The following is an 18,944-nucleotide window of genomic DNA, read 5'->3' on the forward strand; positions in this document are numbered from 1 at the left end:
AATACAAATCAAAACAACAAACACAATAAAGCAAATGGCGCCAAACAATGACGCCATTTAAACAGTATTTAATTTTCCAGACTAGCTTACCAAAGTGGTTTTTCTCCTAAAATAACACAGCAGTGTTATAACTACAAAAAACCACAAAGTTGTATCTTTTGAATTAACACTTGAACAGGACGAAGCCTCAGACTCATCATAACCGTCATCAAAAATCTCTGCGTCAATATTTTCACTATACTCATCTGCATCTGGATAACTTAAGCTTATATCAAGAAGTTTAGGTGCTTTTTCAGAGCGTTCAGCAGTAGGATCTACTGATACAGTGGATATTGGAGTTATTGGAGGCGCAAAAGCAGGCGGCACAGGTAATACAGGTGAAACTGGCACAGGGAATGGAACCAAATTATCTTCTTCAACTATAATCGTCTCTACAGGCTCTTCATCGCATGTACCTTCAGTAACTCCACATCCACACAAGCCTTCCTCAGTTTTGTCTGGATCACTAGGACACTCATCAGCATCGATACAAAAACTATCACCATCAATATCGCCGCATACTGCCCCAAATGGTCCGTCAGCCTGTACCAAGCCAAAACCTGATTTATAATCATAGCCTGCATCAGCGATATCTAATGCTGTGGTTTCAAGAATCAATTCCATTTGGGAAGTGGAAAGTTGTGAAACTGAATTCTGGATAATCAAAGCTGCAAGCCCAGCAACATGAGGTGCTGCGGCAGATGTTCCAAAAAAGTTAGGAAAGAGATCTGGATCATTTACTGAATCGAAGCCAAAAAAAGTGTTATTTCCACCATCGGGGCCTGTAACATCAGGAGTTCTTCTCAAGATAGGTGCGCTATAAGCACTGTTATCGATGCTGTTAAAAAATATAGGTGTTCCCCCCAAAGAACTGCTACTGTTGACTACCGCTGGATCAACTCCAAAAGCAGGGGTGTTAAAAAAAGCAGTTGAAGCAACAGCTATAACTCGTTCTGCATTAGCGTGACCAAATGAGGTTGAGCTATAGGTTGCATATTCATCTGGCCCAGGACCTATAGGGACTATGTACTTCATCAGGCTCGGTATCGGACCTGAGCGATGTACAATAAAAAGCTCAATCACCTGAGGAGCTATACCATTATTTACATATTGTACTGCTTCAATAGGAACCCCAGCAGTTACATTGTCGATCTGAGATGCCGCAATAATTGTGGTGGTAGCCTGATCTCTTAAATAAATATCGAGATTGCTGGTAGGACCAGGACATGCCTCACCACATACCGTCTTGAAAGGCTGGTTCCACTGGAAAACAATCGTTATGACATTATCACCTGGTGTATTATCAATGGTAAAAGACTGATAAGTATCGCCTCCACCAAAATTATGCATAGTTCCGCCTACAACTGGAGCGCTTATCATCGAATCGACGAATGGGGCTTGATAGCTATGCTCGTTCAAATTTCCAGCAGCGCTAAAATAGTGAATACCTTGCTTAACAACTTGAGTTGCAGCTTGAGCGGTAATTCCGTCTTGAAAAAAAGGCAAATCAAAATAGCTGATGTCATCTACAATTACTTGAGCATTAGCATTGGCCAGATCTATGATTCCTTGCGCCAAATCAGCCTGTCCTTCCCCGCCAGAACGAAATAAAAGGCTAGCTCCGGGTGCAACATCATGAATTATCTGCATCATCGCTCTGCCTTCATCTGTTCCTAAACCAAGCGCTAAATCCTTTAGTATTTCTGGATCTGATGGAAGGTCTCCACTCAAAACATCAGCTTGAGCTGTTCCCAAACTATTATAAGAATCGGAAAGAGTGCCCACGCGAACCAAAGCTCCATTCACTTGGAAAGTGCTACGTGCAGCATCAGTATTCATGACAGCATCACCTTGGGTATCCACATCTCCTGCGCTGAGCTTCATCAGTGATACATGGACAAATTTAACGCCTGGATGGTTCATCAAGGCCTCAACCTTATCCATGGCTATATATCCGGAAACCATATTTTTGTAATGAGATGCGCGTTCAAGACCTAAAGATACGAGTGACTCAAAAACTTCTTTGCTGTTTCCAATGATAGATATATCTACCAAAACTTTTCCATCCTGCATTTTGACAAACTTCATCTCTGGCATGGCAGTTGCTATGGAAGGGTTTGCTTCATGGGCAACTTGATTGAGATGATATTGTGCTATCAATTGCTTGAGCAGGGTATCGGCCTTCGGATAAGAAAGCTTAGACATTTCATTTACTAAGGGGCTATACTGAACGCTAGCATCATCCGCCAAAGCATGTTGAGAGGTGAACAAAAACATACACAGGACAAGCAAGTTTTTCATGATAATCCCTAAAAAAAAGGAATGCGCCATACACGATAGCTTGCCTGCTAAAAATTAATGCAACACTAAATATATTTTTATTTTTGATTGAATTTATGGGTACTTAATTAGTTCTACTACAAAGCGCGCAAATGACTCACCATTATAGTCCTTACTAAACCATCATTATCGAATTTGACATGACCTCTCATCATTTTTCCTACACCATTAATTGCTAAAATTTTTCCATGGCCATAGGTAGCATGATTTACACGGGCTCCAGCCTTTAGCGAAAGTGAGGATTGAAAGTACTCATCTTCATACTCGATCTGATAAGAACTATCGCCCTTATCAATTTCTTTGCGAGGCTTGGAAAAAAATTCTTTAGAGTTTGATGTCCAGGATTTTTCAGAAACTATTGCTCGCTCGAAATTTTCACCCTTCAAACGCTCAAGCAAATAATGGTCACTGCCTTCAAAACAACTTTTTGGAATCTCTTTTAAAAATCTTGATGGAGCGGAAATGCTGGTTTTCCCGTGGAGAAAACGCTCTTGACAATAGCTAATAAACAAACGTTTTTTAGCTCGGGTCATGCCCACATACAAAAGCCTGCGCTCCTCTTCCAAAGCCAAATTTCGTGCAGCCTCGTCGGTTCCATAAAGAGATCGACTATGAGGAAGAACTCCTTCTTCGAGACCGACCAAAAAGACTCCGTCAAACTCGAGGCCTTTGGCAGCATGTAAAGTCATCAGCGTAATGGTTCCAATATTTGCACTTTGATTTTCTGCCACAGATTCATCTTTAGAAATAAGCGCTACATTCTCCAAAAATGCCTGTGCATCTGAAGGCATACCCAAACTCTCAGCTTCTTCAACAAAAGAAACCGCAGCCTGCACAAGTTGCTCGATATTTTCTAGGCGAGATTCAGATTCATCATCGTTTTTTTGTTCGAGTTTAGCGGCAATACCAAAACGATCGATAACATAGATCAGCGCTTCATCAGCCCTTAAAATTTTTACTTCACCATCTGGCAATGTTTGCACCATCTCCCTGCGCATTTCTTGAAGAGAATTTACAAACTCAGAGATTTTTTTCCTCGCGCGAGATGAACCTAGGGCCTGCTCACACTGTCTTTCATCAAGCATCACATCGAAAAAACTCAGACCATGGTTACCCGCATAATATGACAGCGCATCTTGAGTCTTTTTTCCAATACCTAAGGGCAAGGAATCTAAGACACGCAAGAGATCCACATCACTATTATTGTAAATAACCGATCGCAGGGCAGCCAAAATATCTTTAATCTCTTTTCTATCATAAAAGCGCATACCCCCGATCATTCGGTAAGGCAAACGTGCTTTGTGCAGAGCCTCTTCCAAAGCTCGAGATTGAGCATTAGTACGCATCAGCACAGCGATCTCAAACTTTGATCCATAGCGTTCAAAAAGTTGCATCGATTGCTCGATTACCGATGTCGCCTCTTGATTATCGCGATAATGCTTACTTAATCGCAAGAGTGGTCCATCGCCGCTGATGGAGCGCAAAGTTTTCCCTAAGCGCTCTTTGTTATGAGCAATCAAAGCATTTGCTGCATCGAGGATTGGTTTGGTCGATCGATAATTATCTTCAAGTCTGTAGAGTTTCGCATTAGGAAAATCTGTCAAAAATTTCTGCATAAAATGAGCAGATGCACCACGCCAGCCATAGATGGATTGATCATCATCACCAACAATGGCAACACTGTCACAGTGCTTTGCCAGAGTGTGCACAATATTTGACTGCAGAGCATTAGTATCTTGATACTCATCTACCAGCAGATGGCGCACTCTGCTGCTTACTTTTTTTAATCCTTCTTCGTGACTAATGAGTTCATAAAATTTGTATAAGAGCGAAGAAAAATCCAATGCACCAATTTTTTTTAGGCGCTCACGATACAGCTGCAAAATTTGTTCTGCCCTTTCGCTTGTCGCAGTTTTTTCTCGTTCTATTTGATCTGAGTCGCGAAAACGCATAACTTTTTTCACTTCGGCATTTACTTCATCTTTTGTGAGCTCATAGCGTTCTTTAAGAATTTTCTTGATCAAGCGAGTTACATCGTCTTCGTCATAAATCAGAAAGTCATTCTGTACCCCAACAAAATCTCCATAATAGCGAAGAAAACGCGCAGCTATACCGTGAAAAGTTCCCAAAAGAATTTCGTTTCCCTGATAAGGCAACAAACGTTCCACCCGCTCGCGCATTTCCCGTGCAGCTTTATTGGTAAAAGTAAGGCCCATAATTGAGCGTGGATCGACACCCACATCCTTTACCAAATGAGCAATACGATGGGTGATAACTCTGGTCTTTCCGCTCCCAGCACCTGCCAAAATACAAATAGGCGCATCTATCATGAGCGCCGCTTGTTGCTGTTCAATGCTTAGAGCCGAAGTATAAGCCATGTGCTTTATCACCATATCTATTATTTAGAGGATCACTACCTAACATATGTTGGCACATTGGCCAATGCACTCATCTAGCGAGGCTCCATTTCGCTCTTTACGGCGCTTAGCAAATTTCCAAATTGATTCGCGCAGAGATTTTGCTCTAGATTTTTTTTCAGCGCGATCGAGAATAGTTGATCTATTTGAGCGAGTGATAGAAGAAATCTAGGCCAAAAGAGCAAGCGAAGCGGTTCATAAATTTATGCTAGGCACTGTGTATTATGCACCATCAGGAAAGATATTTTTCTTGGTCTTTGAACGTATCACTATAAAAAATCAAAAATTTTAAAAAATTCCTTATTTTTGCACTTGCGCCCTTTGTAAAAATCGTTTACTAACTATCGCTGTAACTGTTTATCTGCCTGGGGTGGTAGTTAAGTTGGTTATAACGCCGGCCTGTCACGCCGGAGGCCGCGGGTTCGAGTCCCGTCCACCCCGCCAAATTTTTCCCACAAATTTTTTTTATTAACTACAGGCACATTAGCTGCGTTTTTTAGTTTTGATAACCTTTGAACTTTTTCCGGCATTACAAATCCATAAAGGATTCAATTTTCATTTTACCCTCACCTGAATTCCTAGAAATCCGTGCTTTAATATTTGCTCTTTCGTGCTCCATTGCAAATAGATTCTTACTCCTTCATCGATTGTAGAAACGCCTGGCAAGGCGCGCTCCAGGGTCTCAGTTTCTAAGTATTTTTCAAGAGATTCATAGCGATTAACCCCAACAACCTGAGCCTGAAACATTTCACCGCCGCAAAAAAACTCAATGTTATCACCAGGTTTTATTTTTAAATAAGCAGAGCTCGCTTTACGCCCTTCAACCGGCTTTTTACCTTCACGTATCAGTGAAAACCATGGTTCTTGGCAATGTATTTTGTGGATCATAAATCAGTCACCCAAGTGAAATTTTTTTAGCATAAGCATTTAATGGAGTTTTCCCCTTATACAATTAATTTCCACAATTGAAGTGCTGCTCTACTTTTTTGCAGGGCCCTATCACTGCCAAATATGGAAACAAGTCCCCACAACTGCACATCAATAAAGCTATTTATCCCAGTTTATATCTTTCCTGCTTTTTTAATCTCCTTCACCAAAATTTTTTGCTATCTAAATGTTTTTTGGAAATAAATATTTCCCACCTTGTTATTGCTGGTGTGTTTTACCGATCTAAATCAAAAGGATTGCCCTTATTAAAAATTAAACGAAGCTGGGTTTGAAATAAAAACAAGCGAAAGATCAATTTGTGCTCTTTGCTTTCTAAATGCTCTATTACTTCATGAGCAAAGTTTAGCGTTTTATTAAGGGCTTCTCCTCACAAAACAACACTTGAATTAGGTAAAGTGGCTGGAGCTCATCAAAATTTAAAACTCATGCATAAAATCTTAGCCAAAAAAATTAAGCGATAACTGTTTAAATAGCACTTGGTATTTTAATATACTTTTTTTAATTTTTATTCATATTGTATTTTTTCATAAATATGAAAAACTCTTTCTTAATAAATTTTAAGAGGATTTTTCATGAAACTTTATAAATTATTTTTTGTTTTTAGCTGTGCTTTTTTTCTAGCTCATTCTTTATCTGCTTTTTATGAAGAAAGATTAGAGCATTATTCACGACAGTCCTATACTGATCCAAATCAGCCTAAACTATTTCTCCATTGTGGCAATGGTTTCACTCCACAGTGGCGAAGGGGGCCAGATGGCAAAAAATCTCTCTGCAATGCGTGCGGACTTCATTTCAGTAGAAATATCAAAAGTGAAAAAAAGATCCTACGTGCCGATACTACAGAAAGGATCAAGATAAATAATCTGATACACCGCCGTTAATCTGCTCAGACATCTCTTTACATCAAGGTAATTGGCTACCTAAACGTACTCGCCTTGGTGCTTCATTTATCATCTTGAGCACAACAAAACTACTTGTTTCAAAAATTTAATTACGTATAAAACTTCACAGCAATTTAAAGCTCAAAATTTCAGGGAAGCTCTTAATGCGTAAATATAATCTTTTAGTCCTATTTTGCATATTTTCAACTTACAATTTTGCTCTTGATTTCACAGATGATGAATCAACAACAATTGAAGAAATAATTGATACACCTCAGACAAAATCATCTCTAAATCTAGTGGGCGCACAAATGATTGTGAGTGAGGCCAAAGAATGGATCGAAGAGTTCTGCTTATTATCTCACCAGCAAAATCAACATGCCTTCATGAATATTATCGACGCACATTTTGCTATGGCTGTAAGAATTTTATACTCAATGAATCACCCTACCTTGTGCATAGATGAGATTGACCTACGACCCACAGCAAAGTCGCTCAAGAAATTCGTTAAAATTCAACAAAAGCGCGTTTGTGGGCAAAGAAGCGAGCAGTGCTTTCTTGAAATTATTTTTCCGGATAACATACTCTTCACTCAACGCCATGAACTACTCTCTCTTTTAATTCCCTTGCTTGAGCCATTGGCAGAGAATCATCATATTATGTGGCTCTCCCTTTGCAGCAATCAACTGCATCAGCTCCCCAAAGAAATAGCTTGTCTTAATTTTCTTGAAACGTTGGCCCTTTCCGGCAATCAGTTGAGTGCCCTGCCTCAAGAAATTATCCAACTCAAAAATTTAAAAACGCTTCATCTGAGTCAAAATTATTTTGATCATGTTCCATCGTTTGTGTGGGAATTATCGAATTTAGAATTTTTGGCGATCAGCGAATGCAAACTAAATAAATTATCCCCTCAGATTATTAAGCTGAAAAAACTTAAAACACTTCTTATTCATGAAAATCAGCTTTATTCATTGCCTAATGAACTTTGCTCCTTAGAAAATTTAAAAATGCTCTGCGCTCGCGACAATAAATTCCAAACCAATCCTCTGCCACAGCTTTCTTTCCAAATAGGCACAAACAATTTTGTCTACGGCGATTCACGTACCCCTGAATTTCAAAAAGAAGCACTTTTTTCAAAACGAATAAAAGCTTTTGTGAATAATGGCGATGGAACATTCTCTGAAACTTTTATTTCACTTCATGATTTACAGGGTGATTTCCAATAAAACTATTGCGAGCCAGCTTTGATTCTGGTTCCAGATCAAATACATAGTAAGGCCTGTAGTCCATCACCCACAAAAAAAACAACAGCCCCACCACTGTTGGTGCCAAAAGAATACCACCAACCAATGCCGGTGTATTGATTTCTCCTGAACGATTTATAATGGCTACTTTGTCTTTAAATCCTGGTTTTTTTACTTCCACTACCGTAAAAGAGCCGATAACTTTTTTATCTGAATAAAAAGCTGACTCCTCACCCACATATCTTCCATCGACATAAATTTTAGCACCAGTTTCAGCCTTAAGTATGGTTGCGCTTGCGCATCCTCCACCAAGAACTAACATAAGCAAACAAAAGCCCACCATCAAAAAATTGCGCAACATTCTTATCCCCGACTTCATCAATCAATAAAAGTATAATTCATTTAATCGTTCTCATTTTAAACTCATAGGATCAGCTCTTAACAACTTTGAATAACAAGATACATCTAAGCATTCTCGCACTATTTTTTAGGAGAAATTATGGCTTCAAATTTGAAAATTTTTCATAATCCTCGCTGTTCAAAGAGTCGACAAGCTTTGGCGATTTTGCAGGAAAAAAAGCTTGAGCCACAAATTATCGAATATCTTAAAGTAGGTATCGATAAAAAAGAGATGGAACAGATTATTATCAACTCAAGTTTGGCCCCCGATACTTTCATTAGAAAAAAGGAAAAAGAATTCGAAGATTTTTGCACTACTGAAAAATTCACAGCAAAGTCAGTTGCTCAAATTTTGCATGACTGCCCTAAATTATTAGAGCGCCCTTTGCTACTTATTGATAAAAAAGTTATCATCGCTCGGCCGCCAGAACTCATAAATACGATGCTTTAGAAGTTGATAATGTTAGGAGCAATGGCCCTACACTAAGTAAGTTCTAACATAGGATACAATTGCGCCATCGATTTAGATTGAACTTAAAGGCTCTAAGATAAGTTTGGGATACGCCTCTTTAAGTCTCCGAAGAAAAATCAGCTTATAAACTTCCACTGTATATTCTTAAAATTTTTAAACTTCTTGGCTGCATAAAATTTTTCAGTGCTGGTGGCAGAGCGATGACAACTTTTTTATCAATAAGCAGCAGGTCCAATCGTACAAAATTTAAGCAACTGACTTTGCTGTGAATATTTTAAAAGAACTAAAGAAAACAAAAAACAAACAAATAAATAAACATAAAAACAACAACACATAAGCAAGCATAAAATCACAATACATCCCTATTTTAAAAGAGTTATTTTTCACTTAAATAAAAAAACCTAGGGCCTGGTATTTTTTCTTTTTTCACGATAAAACCGCTGCGATCTTTAATTTTAAACTAGTTTTTGGAGCTAAAAATGCCTAAGAATATCGCTTATATTGCTCTAAGTTTAGCAACACTTTTTACTGTTGGTTGCGTTTCCATCAAACCAATTAGGCTTCTGCCTGGTAAGGGCGGCATCATTGCAGTAAACCCTGGTTTCAAATCTATTTACGACCCAGAGGTAAGAGCAAAGGCCATGGCTGCCATGGAATTCAATTGCGGTAGCGGAAAAGTAAAAATTCTCGAAGAAGGTTACGTTAAAGTTGGTGAAGAAACATCTTTTCACCGCAGCCAAAATTCTGACACAGCCTCCCATGGAAATGCGACGGCAAAAACTCAAAAAGGTTACAGTTTTTATGGCGGAGACGAAATTAGATCAAAAGCCAAAGCGCATTCACGCTCATCAACACATGAACATGAGAACGCCACCACTCGAACCTACGATATCGAACAATGGCGAATAACCTATCAGTGTATTTAATCGCAATAGCTTTATTAACGCCAAAAGTGCAACATCAGTGCAAACTATTTGGCCGCGTGGTTAAAGAGAGGTTGCTGTTCCATAATTCGCTGACGGCAACTTCTTAATGCATGCTCAGGCATACAAGCAGAACTAAAATCTAATACTCTATTTTCATGTGTTGCTTCTAGACAAGAAGGAATAATTTTTTTCACTTTTCTTTTTATCCTATGGCGCAAAGATTGCTCTTTCCTGATCTCTTTCAACATTTTTGGTATCTCATTTTCCCGGTAATCATTTACAATTTTATAAATTTCGCCGTTCCAAGTGAGCCGATTAAGCTTAGCTTCAGCTTCTTTAAGTGAAAAATAATATTTTATATAGTCTGTTGCCGTAATTTCTGAATATTCTAAAAGTCTTATAACTTTATTAAAATCAATTGGCGAATATCTGTTATTTAATTTTTTTTCTATTTCTTTTTTCATTCCATGTAATGATTCAAGGCTTTCTTTTAAAGCCGATAGAGAGTCTACCGCATCATTATAGTTGTTGAGCTCATCCTGTATTGCAGTACCCAGTTGGATGGCAGTTTGTTTTAATTTATTAATGAGAAGAAGCACATTGGTACGGGTACTTTTGATCCGTGGCGCCATCATAAGACCAAGATTATTGCCTGAGTCAGGATCGAGCGGATCTAAATAGAGTGCTCGTCTTTGACTGTGTGCTGCAGTAATAAGTTCGCGAACTGTTGCAAGCTCTGTAGAGCGTTCATAGGCGAGTTCCCAAAATTCTGAATAGTGTCTTTTATAAACATCTCCCAGAGTTTTAATTTGCATTGCCTCCACCGGCAACTCAGACCAGTCTATTTCAGGACTAAACCCCATAGCAGCTGCAAGTTTTGGTATTGAAGCTGAAAGACCGTCGACAAATGCTCGGTCACTTAAAAATCGGCCTTGCATATTTTTTAGTGCCTGAATATCTCCCTCACTCACGCGTATTAATCCTCTCTCGCGTTCATCTTGAAAAAATTTAATGAATCTATCGAGTTCATGGCTGTAAAATTCTAAAACACTGATCAGCCAAATCTGCCGTTGGATATCTAAATAGAGATTCTGAACATGTTGAGCAGAATTTCCCATAATGCTTGCTAAACTATGCTCTTCTGCTTTTTTCAAATGCCGTGAAGCATGCAGATTAAACCAACGACTTGGCAATAAAAAACCAACCAATGGAACAAGCGCTTCTAAGCTTGCTGCCCTGTCTATGCCAGCCTGTGCTGCTGCATAAATATTTATCTCTGGCAAAAGATGAAGCGCATGAATGTGCATATTTTTGCGCGCTACATATAATTCCAGGAGTTTTTTGCGAACTTCTAATCCTGACTCGATAGAATTGACTACTATCTTATCAAGCGTATATGGCTCACCTTCACTTTGATGACCAACCTTGGCAAAATCGAAAAGCCCAATTTTAAAGCCATCAGTCGCAAAACTTAATTGTGAATGCGCAATAATCGTCAAAAATAAAATGAGATAGGTGCATAGCATAAGCTTCACTCATGGGATGGTTCATAAATTTGAATAGTTTTAAAGCGGACTTTTTGGTAACAGCCTTGCCTTAAGCTCAGAATGAATTATCTAAATAAGTTTAATTTTCTTTGAAGGGCAATCTGCAAGATGATCATTTACCATGCCAATGGCCTGCATAAATGCATAGATAATAGTGGGCCCTACAAAGCTCATACCGCGCTTTTTTAGATCCTTAGACAAAGCGCTGCTTTCATCGCTTTGCACTGGAACCTCGTCGTTGCTTTTCCAGTAATTCACCGTAGTTTTATGGCTGACAAAACTCCAAAGATGATTATTAAACGAACCAAACTCCTTTTGAATATCAAGAGCAACGCAAGCATTCTTTCGGGTGCTAAAAATTTTAAGGCGGTTTCTAATGAGATTTTGATTGAGCATTAATTTTCGCAACTGAGCATCACTCATGGCGGCAACTTTTTTTATATCAAAATTATAAAATGCCGCCTGATAAGCTTCTCGTTTCTTGAGCACTGTTTCCCAGCTTAAACCTGCCTGCGCTCCCTCAAGGGTCAACATTTCAAAAAGGCGATTATCATTGTGGACCGGCACTCCCCACTCATAGTCATGATAATTTGCATATAAACTTCCCGTTTCACCTCCAAAGCAGCGTTCCATATTAAAACCTCATCTATTCAATGTATTTTATAAATTAAATTATTTTTAGATAATTTTTATACTAATACATCAGCCAAATAACGAATTATTATTTTTATCAATTTCTGGGGCTAACTGAACAATTTCAAATTGCCCTGATTCTTTATTGATATTAAAAACCCCATAGTCAGTCACGACTACATCGACACACCCTCGAGCTGTGAGCGGTAGACTGCACTCTTTTACCAATTTAGGTTGATGGTTTTTATCAAAATGCTGCATCATAATGATTAATTTTTTAGCACCCAAGGCCAAATCCATCGCTCCCCCCATACCCGTGACCTTTTTACCGGGAATTTGCCAGTTGGCAAGGTCACCATTTTTCGAAACTTGCATAGCTCCCAAAACGGCTACATCGATATGTCCACCACGAATCATGCCAAAAGAAAAGCTTGAATCAAAAGTTGAACCACCTTTTTTGATGCTTACCGTCTCTTTGCCAGCATTGATAATCTGCGCATCCACTTCATGCTCAAATGGATAAGGACCCATTCCTAACAAACCATTTTCTGAATGAATCATGAGCGGACGATGCTCAAGATAATCAGCAACCATAGTGGGCATGCCAATACCTAAATTCAAGGTCTGCCCATCAATAATCATATCGGCAACAATCTGTGCCATCTGTTCGCGACTAAAGGGCATTTTATTCTCCTAGAGCGATTCCACCTTCTAATGACTTCCTTTCACTCCTATTTTTGATAACCCCCAATAAGTCAAAGGTGCAAGATGCGTGCCTAAAAATGCCGCTACTTTTCCATGTCCGGTAATAACAGCCTCGCGTTTTCTTTCGTGAATAGCCCTCAGCATAACTTTGGCAGCTTTATTTGAGGGCCAACGCAATAAACTTCTTGAAGCCTTAGATTTACTCGGATCCAAATGCCCCCAATTATCTACTTTAAAAATTTCTGACTCGATAAAACCTGGAGCAATATTTGTGACAGAAATTCCATACGGAGCAAGTTCTTGGTAAAGCGCGTTGGCTATACCAATGAGTGCATATTTTGACGATGAATAAGCTGCAGTATGAGCAATAGCAAGTTTTCCCGCCACGCTCGTCATGATGGCAGCTCGGCCTTTAGATTCTTTCAAATAGGGAATCGCAGCCTGCAAAGTCCAAATCACACCAAACACATTGGTATCAAATTGTTTTCGCCACATGCTTTCAGAAATTTTTTCGAAAGGACTCACTACTCCATAGCCAGCATTAGCAATAACTACATCAAGTTTTCCATGGTCTTTGATTATTTCTTGGACAGTTTTTTCTACGTCTTCTTTGTTTTGCACATCAAGTGGATAAATATAAGCTTGCTCACCTATTTCATTTTTAAGTTCATTGAGCCTATCAATTCGACGAGCTGATAGAGCAACTATCGCCCCTTCTCGAGCTAGTTCACGAGCTAGTGCAGCCCCAATTCCTGAACTTGCACCGGTAATCCATGCAAGCTGATCTTTAAATTTATTCATACAACATCCTTTGCCGAATACTTTTTGTGAACTAGGCTTTTTACAAAAATCTAATTAAGATCTTAGTGAGGTTTTATGAATCCCCATGAAAGCCTTATCGCCCCTGTTCTCAAGCAGTTGCGAGATTCACACCACTCAGGTGTTTTACTTTCCATAGATGCTCGTCGTTCAGCACTGCGCAAACTTTTGACGGCGATTGATGACAATGAAGTACGCATTACAAAAGCGCTCAAATATGATTTAGGAAAAAGTTCATTTGAATCTTATGTCTGTGAAATAGCTTTCATAAAAGAAGAAATTAAAAGTGCTCTTGCTTCCATTGGAAAATGGAGCCAAAAACGCTTTGTGCCTACGCCTATCACATTTCAACCTGGACAATCCTATATTCAACCTAGTCCCAAAGGTGTGGTGCTAATCATTGCACCGTGGAATTATCCTTTTCAACTTTCTTTAGCACCCTTGGTCTGTACTATTGCTGCGGGCAATTGTGCTTTGATCAAACCTTCTGAACTTGCAGCCGCCTCTGAACAAGTCATTCATGATCTGATCCATGATTATCTCGATAAAAATTGTTTCAGAGTTTTAAATGGCGATATGCATTTAGCGAGTGCACTGACAAAAACTCCTTTCGATCATATTTTTTACACTGGAAGCACTGAGATTGGAAAAATCGTTATGGAAAATGCCGCCAAAAATCTCACACCAGTCACTCTAGAGCTTGGCGGAAAATGCCCCGTTATTATCGATGATAACGTTGATATTGATTTAGCCGCCAAACGAATAATGTGGGCTAAGTCTCTCAACGCTGGCCAAACCTGCATTGCTCCTGACTATGTTCTTATTAACAAAAACTTAATCCCAGCATTTGTTAAAGCTGCAAAAAAATATCTAGAAAAGATGTTTGGAACTAACCCAGAAAACAGTCCCGATTATGGAAGAATTATCAATCAAAGACATACAGAACGACTGATCAACTATTTACCTCAAGCTCGGATTGCTTGTGGCGGAAAATACAACGTGACAACACGTTTTATAGAACCCACTATTTTGATCGATGTTCATGAAACCGCTCCGGTCATGCAAGAAGAGATCTTTGGCCCGATTTTGCCTTTGATCGAAATTAAAAATATCGATAATGCCATCAACAAAATAAATCAACGCAACCACCCTTTGGCGCTCTACATTTTTTCTAAAAAACAAAAGACCATTAAAAATATATGCGATCAAACTTTATCGGGTAGTGTAGCAATCAATGATTGCATAAGCCAAGTAGCTATCGGTGGACTACCATTTGGCGGTGTTCGTCATAGCGGAATCGGATCCTATCATGGTCAATTTGGTTTCGAAACTTTTAGCCACATGCGCGCTGTACACAAACGCGCAAACATACTCGACAATCCTATCAAGTATCCACCTTACTCTAAAGCTAAACTCAACATAGCCCGCTTAGTTCTTTAGAGGCTGTAAAATAAATCAAATTTTAAATAGTAAGTCATTTTTCTAATCGTTTGATACACAATCTTGCATTAGCGAGCTAGTTCATAGATTCTTTGTACTTTGTAGTCATCTAATAGTTATGCACTAAGCGCCTATTTCTATTCAGCTAAGCAAAAGTTTTTATATTCTTTTCAAAAGTGAAACAATTTTATTCATACAGTCACTAAGGAAGCAAAACTAATGCTTTAACGCGGCGTTCTTTAGCTGGAATTGAAGCACCATCATCATTTTAAAAAGGAAATCACAATGAAAAACTTGATAATTTTGTCTGGTTTAATATTTTTTTCTGCGAATACATTTTGTGCTATGAGAACTTCTCCTGACATGTTTATGGAGGGAAGTGGCGTAACAAACTGTGGTGATGCCCGAATAGCAAACGATGCGCAGAATAATTGTAGGGAATATATTCGGAATCTCGAGCAAAGGAATCCATCCTGTATGTACAGATATCTCAACTACCGATATTGGAATGCCGATGCTGAATATAACAAAAGATGGGATGGCAAACGGTCATGCAAGTATAGGGCAACCTACAAATGTGAATATAAAGAATCCTGCGATTAATACTGAATTATCGTTGATAAATCTAACAAGCCCCTTACAGGGGCTGTTTTACTTTAATTAATAGGCAAGACTTCGCTAAATTTTTATCAAAGAGATATTTTTTTCAAGCAGATCAACACGTGTAGAAGGCATAGATAACTGTCAATATAAACAGCATTACAGTCTGATAACTGATATGCAGCGAGTCGTACTCTGGATAATAGTGTGGCTCAGTCTGAAATTCACTACCTACAAATTTCTCAGTATTTTTGTCATCGATTGCAGATGAGTTTTCATTTTTTTCTTTTATAAAATTATTCTCATTAAAAAATTTGAGCACCTTCTTTAATTTTTTTTGTTGAGCGACCTTTAAAGGCGTCCAGCCTTCTTTATCTTCTCTAAAAAAATCTCCGCCGTACTCCCATAAAATCTGCAAAATTTCCTGTGAAACTTTGTTTCGCACTGCGATATGACATGCGCTGTAGCCTTCATAAAAATTGACTGGATGAAAACTATTTCCGCCGTAATGCTTTTGGATTCCCGCATTAGGATTACATTTATTATGTAAAAGAAATTTAATAATTTCACAGTTGGGCTTTCTTGCATCCAAAGCATGCTGCAATAAAGTTAACCCTTCAAATTCCTTATCAATGTCTGATAGATCTTGAGCAAGTAATTTTTTAAATGAATCACTATCACCTTTGCGTAGAGTTTGTATTTTTTTTCTCATCTCAACCCGAGGGCTTTTCCACACCTGTGCCTCATCCGTAGCCGTCAGATTAAGGGCATTTAAAAAAATGATGTAAAACAACAATAAAGAGCTTCTCATTTTCACTCCAGTACAAACTACTCGAAAAACCTGTGCACAAAGTAGTTTTCATTTTGTTAAACAGCTTACAACTTGTTTTATTGCGTATATAAGCTACTCGATCTGTACTTCAACCAGTCATTTGAGGTTGACCCATGAGTCCATTAAAAATTGCACTTGTATCTCCAAGCGGCACATTTGAATCTGAAACGCTTGAGCAATCTATCAAGACTGCTCGCAAACTCGACATAGAAATTATTTCTGAAAGCGCACATCGCATTGGGACACCGCTTTTTTTAAACGGCAGTAAACATGAGCGCTTAGAGGAACTCTATGAGGCCGATAAATTAGATGTTGATGCTCTATGGTGCACCCGTGGAGGATGTGGCGCCATTGAATTTTTGCACGATTATCAAGAAATACCGCGACATGGTCCACCTTTGATCGGTTACTCTGACGCAACAATTATTCACTTTTTAAGAAACTATCACTCTAAGCGCATCGGCATTCATGGTCCAATTTTTTTTGATCTAAGCGATGCAAAGCGAGCGAACCTCGAGCAAATAAAATATCTGCTTAACAAAAAAGCTGAAGAGCTTAGCTACTCTCCTTTAAAAAGTCTCACCCCTTGTCTCTTTGACCACATTCAAGGCGAGTTAATTGTGATGAACTTAATTTCTTTGCAATCTTTGATGGGGGCAATAAATCCTCAGTTTTTTCAACGAAAAATTCTTTGCTTAGAAGAAATCAATGAGCCGCACTACAAGGTCTTTCGCGCACTGCAGCAGCTTAAAAATGCTGGCTGTTTTTATGGGCTAAAAGCACTCGTAATTGGACACTTTAATCAAGATAGAGCTCAAATTATCGAACAAAGTTTTATACCCTTAGCCAAAGAACTTGGTCTTGCACTTTTTGATTGGCCCATCTTTGGCCATGAAAAACCCAATTGGCCTTTGCTTTTCGGTGCGCTATCAACAATTTCTCGCGTAAACGAAAGAATTTTTACTCTGAAATACAGTGAACAGCATGACCACACTCAGATATCAACTTGAACGTGAAATCAATCTTGCCATCGATCAAAACCTTGCCACGTCAATCTCTTTGAGTGTGATCTGTGGCAATGAAAAAATTGTTATTCATTGTGGATACTCAAAAAAAAATAATGCTACCAGCAAAGCAAGCATTTATGATCTGGCTTCATTAACAAAAATTTTAGGCACAACAATTGCAGTGGCTCATGCCGTGGCTACAGAAAAAATTGCACTTAATGAAAGACCTTTTGCTTGTTGGCCTTTAATCACCATAGAATCTCTGCTTAATCACACTTCAGGCCTAAAAAATCATATAAAATTTTATGAACTCGCAGGTATCAGCGAAAATAATTTCTCACTCAATAGACAAATTATTTTTGATGCACTGTTCAAACAAAAACCACTTTATTCAGTGGGAGAAAAGCATACTTATTCAGATCTGAATTTTTTAGCCTTGGGCTATTTGCTTGAGCAGCGCTTAAAAAGACCGCTTTTTGCTCTTTTTTGCGATTCTTGGAAAAGCTTAGGACTGAAACGCCTAAGCTGGCTACCATCTGAATCGAGTACCACCAGCTCTTTCATAGCGCAAACCTCAACAGATAATCGAGCGCGCGTGCATGATGACAATTGTTATTATCTTGGTGGCATAGCAGGGCATGCTGGAATTTTTGCCACACTCGATCAGGTGGCTTTTTTGGGAGAATACTTTTTACGGTGCTATAAAAATCCGAGTGATTCCATCCAGGAATGTATAAAGTATTTTGCGCAAAAACACTTAGGATTTTTTCAAAGCAACAGCAAAGGCAGCACACAGGCACTTTCACCACATGCTTTCGGACATTTTGGTTTTAGCGGAACTTCTTTATGGGTAGATCCCCAGAGCCATAAAAAACCAGGCATGAGCATAGCTCTGCTCACTAACCGTGTCTTCTCATCAAAAGAGCCTAGTGAAATTTTTAATTTACGAATGAAAATTCATAGCTTAGCTGCGCGCTTTATGAGCGATCGCTAAATACTTGGAAATAGTTTCTTTTATCCCCATGATCAAAGCATCGCACACCAATGCATGCCCAATGGATACTTCGTCAATAATAGGAATGGCATCAAGCAGTGCTCCCAAATTATCTAAATCGAGATCGTGCCCAGCATTAATACCCATACCAAGTTTCTTAACGCCATGCGCCATCCGATAATAATCTTCGAGGACGTGGCTATCTTTTGGCGATGAAGCATAACGCTCTGTATAAAGCTCTACTCTATCAGCACCGGTCTCTTTGATTATGTCTAAAGAGCGATGTTTAAAATCAAGCGGTTCGATAAAAAGAGATACGCGAGCACCGCTGGGCTTTATTGAGGCAACAGCGTGCTTGACCTTCAAAAAATCTTCCTGAAGTTTAAAGCCCGCATTTGAAGTAATAACATGCGGTGGATCAGGAACGAGCGTAACCTGCTCGGGTCTGATTTCATTAACCAAGGCTATAAAATCTTTTGATGGATAGCCCTCGATATTAAATTCCGTCTTAAGATTATTCTTTAAAAGATAGACATCGGATTTTTTTATATGACGCTCATCCGGCCTTGGATGGACAGTAATACCATCCACTCCCAAACTCTCGATCAATAAAACCATTTTAAGCACGTCAGGATTATTTCCTCCACGAGCATTTCTCAAGGTGGCAAATTTATTTACATTGACGCTTAATTTAGTCATAA

18 protein-coding genes and 1 tRNA gene are annotated in these 18,944 nt (G+C 38.8%); 9 read left to right on the forward strand and 10 right to left on the reverse strand.

Going from position 1 to position 18,944, the window contains the following annotated elements; translation table 11 throughout:
• Positions 1-81: 81 nt before the first annotated feature.
• Both H6731_05140 and H6731_05145 read right to left on the reverse strand, forming a co-directional pair.
• Positions 82-2,340 (reverse strand): S8 family serine peptidase, encoded by a 2,259-nt coding sequence (locus H6731_05140; GenBank protein ID USN51793.1) that lies wholly within the window; start codon positions 2,338-2,340, stop codon positions 82-84.
• Positions 2,341-2,456: 116 nt separating this feature from the next.
• Positions 2,457-4,757, reverse strand: coding sequence for a UvrD-helicase domain-containing protein (locus H6731_05145; GenBank protein ID USN51794.1), 2,301 nt, complete (start codon positions 4,755-4,757; stop codon positions 2,457-2,459).
• 406 nt (positions 4,758-5,163) lie between these two features.
• On the opposite strand from H6731_05145, the gene H6731_05150 reads away from it, so the two are divergent.
• A tRNA-Asp gene (locus tag H6731_05150) sits at positions 5,164-5,240 on the forward strand.
• A gap of 111 nt (positions 5,241-5,351) precedes the next feature.
• Here H6731_05150 and H6731_05155 read toward each other — a convergent pair.
• Positions 5,352-5,684 (reverse strand): ASCH domain-containing protein, encoded by a 333-nt coding sequence (locus H6731_05155; protein ID USN51795.1) that lies wholly within the window; start codon positions 5,682-5,684, stop codon positions 5,352-5,354.
• Positions 5,685-6,316: 632 nt separating this feature from the next.
• On the opposite strand from H6731_05155, the gene H6731_05160 reads away from it, so the two are divergent.
• Entirely contained in the window at positions 6,317-6,625 is a 309-nt protein-coding gene (locus H6731_05160; GenBank protein ID USN51796.1) for a hypothetical protein, read from the forward strand.
• A gap of 164 nt (positions 6,626-6,789) precedes the next feature.
• The gene (locus H6731_05165) at positions 6,790-7,851 is read left to right on the forward strand and encodes a leucine-rich repeat domain-containing protein (protein ID USN51797.1); all 1,062 of its coding nucleotides are present in this window, start codon (positions 6,790-6,792) and stop codon (positions 7,849-7,851) included.
• On the opposite strand, the gene H6731_05170 is transcribed toward H6731_05165, so the two are convergent.
• Positions 7,814-8,230: a hypothetical protein gene (locus tag H6731_05170; GenBank protein ID USN51798.1), complete on the reverse strand. Its 417-nt coding sequence runs from the start codon at positions 8,228-8,230 to the stop codon at positions 7,814-7,816. The genes H6731_05165 and H6731_05170 overlap by 38 nt on opposite strands.
• A 138-nt stretch (positions 8,231-8,368) precedes the next feature.
• On the opposite strand from H6731_05170, the gene H6731_05175 reads away from it, so the two are divergent.
• Positions 8,369-8,719, forward strand: coding sequence for an arsenate reductase (glutaredoxin) (locus H6731_05175; GenBank protein USN51799.1), 351 nt, complete (start codon positions 8,369-8,371; stop codon positions 8,717-8,719).
• Positions 8,720-9,219: 500 nt separating this feature from the next.
• Positions 9,220-9,666: a hypothetical protein gene (locus H6731_05180; protein USN51800.1), complete on the forward strand. Its 447-nt coding sequence runs from the start codon at positions 9,220-9,222 to the stop codon at positions 9,664-9,666.
• A 44-nt stretch (positions 9,667-9,710) separates the two neighbouring features.
• Here the strand turns inward: H6731_05180 and H6731_05185 are convergent, their stop codons facing one another.
• The 4 genes from H6731_05185 to H6731_05200 all read right to left on the reverse strand — a co-directional run bounded on the left by H6731_05185 (position 9,711) and on the right by H6731_05200 (position 13,352).
• Positions 9,711-11,201 carry a hypothetical protein gene (locus H6731_05185; GenBank protein ID USN51801.1) on the reverse strand — a complete coding sequence of 497 codons (1,491 nt, stop codon included), beginning with the start codon at positions 11,199-11,201 and terminating at the stop codon, positions 9,711-9,713.
• Between the two features lie 81 nt (positions 11,202-11,282).
• Complete coding sequence (locus H6731_05190; protein USN51802.1) at positions 11,283-11,846, reverse strand: DNA-3-methyladenine glycosylase I; 564 nt, start codon at positions 11,844-11,846, stop codon at positions 11,283-11,285.
• A 69-nt stretch (positions 11,847-11,915) separates the two neighbouring features.
• Positions 11,916-12,530 carry a 3-oxoacid CoA-transferase subunit B gene (locus H6731_05195; protein ID USN51803.1) on the reverse strand — a complete coding sequence of 205 codons (615 nt, stop codon included), beginning with the start codon at positions 12,528-12,530 and terminating at the stop codon, positions 11,916-11,918.
• A gap of 27 nt (positions 12,531-12,557) precedes the next feature.
• The gene (locus H6731_05200; GenBank protein ID USN51804.1) at positions 12,558-13,352 is read right to left on the reverse strand and encodes an SDR family NAD(P)-dependent oxidoreductase; all 795 of its coding nucleotides are present in this window, start codon (positions 13,350-13,352) and stop codon (positions 12,558-12,560) included.
• A 75-nt stretch (positions 13,353-13,427) separates the two neighbouring features.
• Here H6731_05200 and H6731_05205 point away from each other — a divergent pair, with 75 nt between their 5' ends.
• On the forward strand, positions 13,428-14,810 hold the full coding sequence (locus tag H6731_05205; protein USN51805.1) for an aldehyde dehydrogenase family protein: 1,383 nt from the start codon (positions 13,428-13,430) through the stop codon (positions 14,808-14,810).
• A 285-nt stretch (positions 14,811-15,095) separates the two neighbouring features.
• Positions 15,096-15,413 (forward strand): hypothetical protein, encoded by a 318-nt coding sequence (locus H6731_05210; GenBank protein ID USN51806.1) that lies wholly within the window; start codon positions 15,096-15,098, stop codon positions 15,411-15,413.
• A 112-nt stretch (positions 15,414-15,525) separates the two neighbouring features.
• Here the strand turns inward: H6731_05210 and H6731_05215 are convergent, their stop codons facing one another.
• The gene (locus H6731_05215) at positions 15,526-16,221 is read right to left on the reverse strand and encodes an ankyrin repeat domain-containing protein (GenBank protein ID USN51807.1); all 696 of its coding nucleotides are present in this window, start codon (positions 16,219-16,221) and stop codon (positions 15,526-15,528) included.
• Between the two features lie 134 nt (positions 16,222-16,355).
• Between H6731_05215 and H6731_05220 the strand changes: the two genes are divergently transcribed.
• Together H6731_05220 and H6731_05225 are read left to right on the forward strand one after the other, a co-directional pair.
• The gene (locus tag H6731_05220) at positions 16,356-17,252 is read left to right on the forward strand and encodes an LD-carboxypeptidase (protein USN51808.1); all 897 of its coding nucleotides are present in this window, start codon (positions 16,356-16,358) and stop codon (positions 17,250-17,252) included.
• Positions 17,227-18,243, forward strand: a complete 1,017-nt coding sequence (locus H6731_05225; GenBank protein USN51809.1) for a serine hydrolase — start codon at positions 17,227-17,229, stop codon at positions 18,241-18,243. Before H6731_05220 ends, H6731_05225 begins: the two co-directional genes overlap by 26 nt.
• Here the strand turns inward: H6731_05225 and H6731_05230 are convergent.
• Positions 18,214-18,942, reverse strand: a complete 729-nt coding sequence (locus H6731_05230; protein USN51810.1) for a pyridoxine 5'-phosphate synthase — start codon at positions 18,940-18,942, stop codon at positions 18,214-18,216. The genes H6731_05225 and H6731_05230 overlap by 30 nt on opposite strands.
• Positions 18,943-18,944: the final 2 nt, after the last annotated feature.

Source organism: Myxococcales bacterium (assembly GCA_023898405.1).
Taxonomy (GTDB): domain Bacteria; phylum Myxococcota; class UBA727; order UBA727; family JABDBI01.